Here is a 2,786-nt window from a genome sequence, read left to right as displayed (position 1 = left end):
CCCGCCCCTTGCCGCTGGGCGCTCCCCGACCGATGATTTTTTAAGTAGTTGATTATATGCCGTTTTTAGGGTATAATAAGAACTTAAGAAATAGAATAAGTTAAGTAGTTGATACTCAATATAGGGTATTTTCCATATTGGAAAATCAGATTTTCCATATTAGAAAGTCACTCTTTCCTATTAGATGTTAAAAAGGAAAATATATTTTGCTTTTTTATTGTATTAATGGAAATTTAAATATTCCTTTGTGGAAAATCAAATTATACTTTTTCACCGATATATAGAAAGTCAAATTTGCCTAAATAGAATGTTTATGGAAAATAAGAAAGTACTCAAATTAACCGATTTTCAAAAAAACGAAGAAAACCCCTTTATGAAACAAGCAATTGAAGGGATTGAAAATCACGTTGTTAAGAAATACAAAAGTAGTACGGGAAGTGATAAAAAAGCTGTAGTTGCTGTTGCTGATACAGATACAGGAGAAGTATTCAAAACCTCGTTTATCCGACAAATAGAAGTAGATGAAGAGCAATTTGCAAAACTATACCTTGCGAATTTTGCCGCTTTTTTCAATCTATCACAATCAGCTATTCGGGTTTTCGGGTATATTCTAACTTGCATGAAGCCTAAGAATGATATGATAATTTTCGATAGGCGAAAATGCTTAGAATACACCCAATACAAATCAGACAAAGCCATATACAAAGGATTGGCAGAGCTCGTACAAAGTGAAATCATAGCAAGAGGTCCAAACGAATATAATTGGTTCATTAATCCGTTGATTGTCTTTAATGGGGATAGGGTTTCATTTACAAAAACATACGTTCGGAAAAAGACTTTAGCTGCCCAAAAGAAAGAAGAAGCAGAGAAACGACAGTTATCACTTGGTTTTGATGAACTGTAACACTCCATTGAGTGAAGCTGCCGTTTGGTCGCTCCCCCTTTGGGGGCGGGGGGGGGGATAGATAAAGTTCCTCTATGTAAAGTTATAATGGGGGATGAAAGGCAAGGTTCGCTAACCTTACCCCGATTGTTTATGCTTCCCAGCATTCAATCTATCCCCGTTTATGGGTTTCTCTTTCACCCTACAAAGATAACCTCATGGGGGAAAAATGTCCAAGAATATGGGGTAAAAACTATCAAGTCGGTAGAAAATAAGTATCTTTGAAGTACATTTTTAGTAGAGGTACTGGTATGCCTAGACGAAGCAGATAGGCAAAAATAAAGCCGCTGGGGATGTCGGATGTCCGTCAATTAACTCCAGCGGCTTGTATTTTGGTAACTCTCCCGTATCGGTCAGCTACCGTTTGGTCAGCAACAAAGGTAGTACTTTATTGTCGCAAATCCAAATGTTTTCCCCTTTATTTGTGCATTTACAAAACATTCACTAACTTCGCACCTATGCAGTATGGTGATAGCACACTAGCACCCTAAAGGGTACGTGTGTAAGGGGACAAGCCCCCTTAACCCCCTGTCAGCCGGCTGTCACCGGCTGTTATCGATTGTCACAAAAATGTTAACTTATGGGAGCAACAAGTATTCATGTACAAGCAGTGAAGCCGGGGAGCGAGATTCACAACTTTAGGGAAAAAGAGTTGGACTATGTTCGTCCGGAACTTAGTCATTTGAATGAAAGCTGGGTTGGAGATAGCATCTCCCATCGGCTGGAGAGTGCAAAACAGAGATATTTCGATACGGTTGGGCAGAAGATGCAGACTAAAGCAGCACCCATACGGGAGGGGGTAATAGTAATCAAGCAAGAAACCACCATGCAGGAACTCCAGCAATTCGCTGCGGTCTGCAAGGAACGTTTCGGTATTGAAGCGTTTCAAATCCATATACACAAGGACGAAGGATACATGAACGCAAAGCAATGGACACCTAACCTTCACGCCCATGTAGTTTTCGATTGGACGCAGCCGAACGGGAAGAGTGTGCGTTTATCGCGTGATGACATGGCAGAACTCCAAACCATAGCATCTGAAGCACTGGGCATGGAACGTGGTGTTTCTTCTGATCGCAAACACTTATCGGCTATGCAGTACAAGACCGAATGTGCGAAAGAACAGCTTCAGGAACTATCCAACGATATATCCAGTGCGTTAGACAAGCACAAGGACGTGCAAAACCAGCTTCTTCAGCTTCAGAAAGAACTACGTTCCATTGAAACAAAGAAAAACGTCCAAAAACTCATTTCTAAGGCTTCAGAGAAGTTTTACGGCTTGATAGGGAAAACGGTTAACGATAGGGAAAAAGATGCCTTAAAAGCCAAAATAAAGGCTTTAGAGGGGGAAAATGAACAGCTATCCGATAGACTGGGAAAGGCTATACTTGAAAAAGAGCGAAACGGCACAAAGGTATTCAAAGCCGAGAACGACAAGGAGTATTATAGACAGCAAATGGACAATGCAAGGACAACCAGTAACCGACTAAGAACGGAGAACCAAGAACTAAAGACCGAAACCAAGGAATTGAAAAAAGAACTTGGTAAGATGAAAGACTTGTTCAATTCCGAACAACTGGAGGCTTTAAGGCATCATTTCCCAAACATATCAAAAGCTATGGAAGAGGGGAAAGACCTACTCAAGCAAATCACCAGAAGCAGAGGTTTCGGCATGGGTATGTAACCCCCCCCCCGCCCCCAAAGGGGGAGCGACCAAACGGCAGCTTCACTCAATGGAGTGTTACGCCGTTCGGGTTCGGAAGAAATTTTGCAGGGTTCGAAAAACGGTTGTGTGCTTATTCGAAAAAAAGTTTATGGTGTGGGCGCTCGTCGGGACGGGTGG

The 2,786-nt window shown here is 41.6% G+C and carries 2 protein-coding genes; both read left to right on the top strand.

Going from position 1 to position 2,786, the window contains the following annotated elements; translation table 11 throughout:
• Positions 1-313: 313 nt before the first annotated feature.
• Entirely contained in the window at positions 314-904 is a 591-nt protein-coding gene (locus DWZ03_RS19820) for a hypothetical protein (protein WP_008670455.1), read from the top strand.
• 619 nt (positions 905-1,523) lie between these two features.
• Positions 1,524-2,627 (top strand): plasmid recombination protein, encoded by a 1,104-nt coding sequence (locus DWZ03_RS19805; RefSeq protein ID WP_007572070.1) that lies wholly within the window; start codon positions 1,524-1,526, stop codon positions 2,625-2,627.
• Positions 2,628-2,786: the final 159 nt, after the last annotated feature.

This window comes from Bacteroides sp. AF29-11 (assembly GCF_003602895.1).
GTDB classification, from domain to species: Bacteria; Bacteroidota; Bacteroidia; order Bacteroidales; family Bacteroidaceae; genus Bacteroides; species Bacteroides uniformis.
The sequence above is the reverse complement of the archived record's forward strand: the minus strand, read 5'-3'. Positions and strand labels throughout refer to the sequence as shown.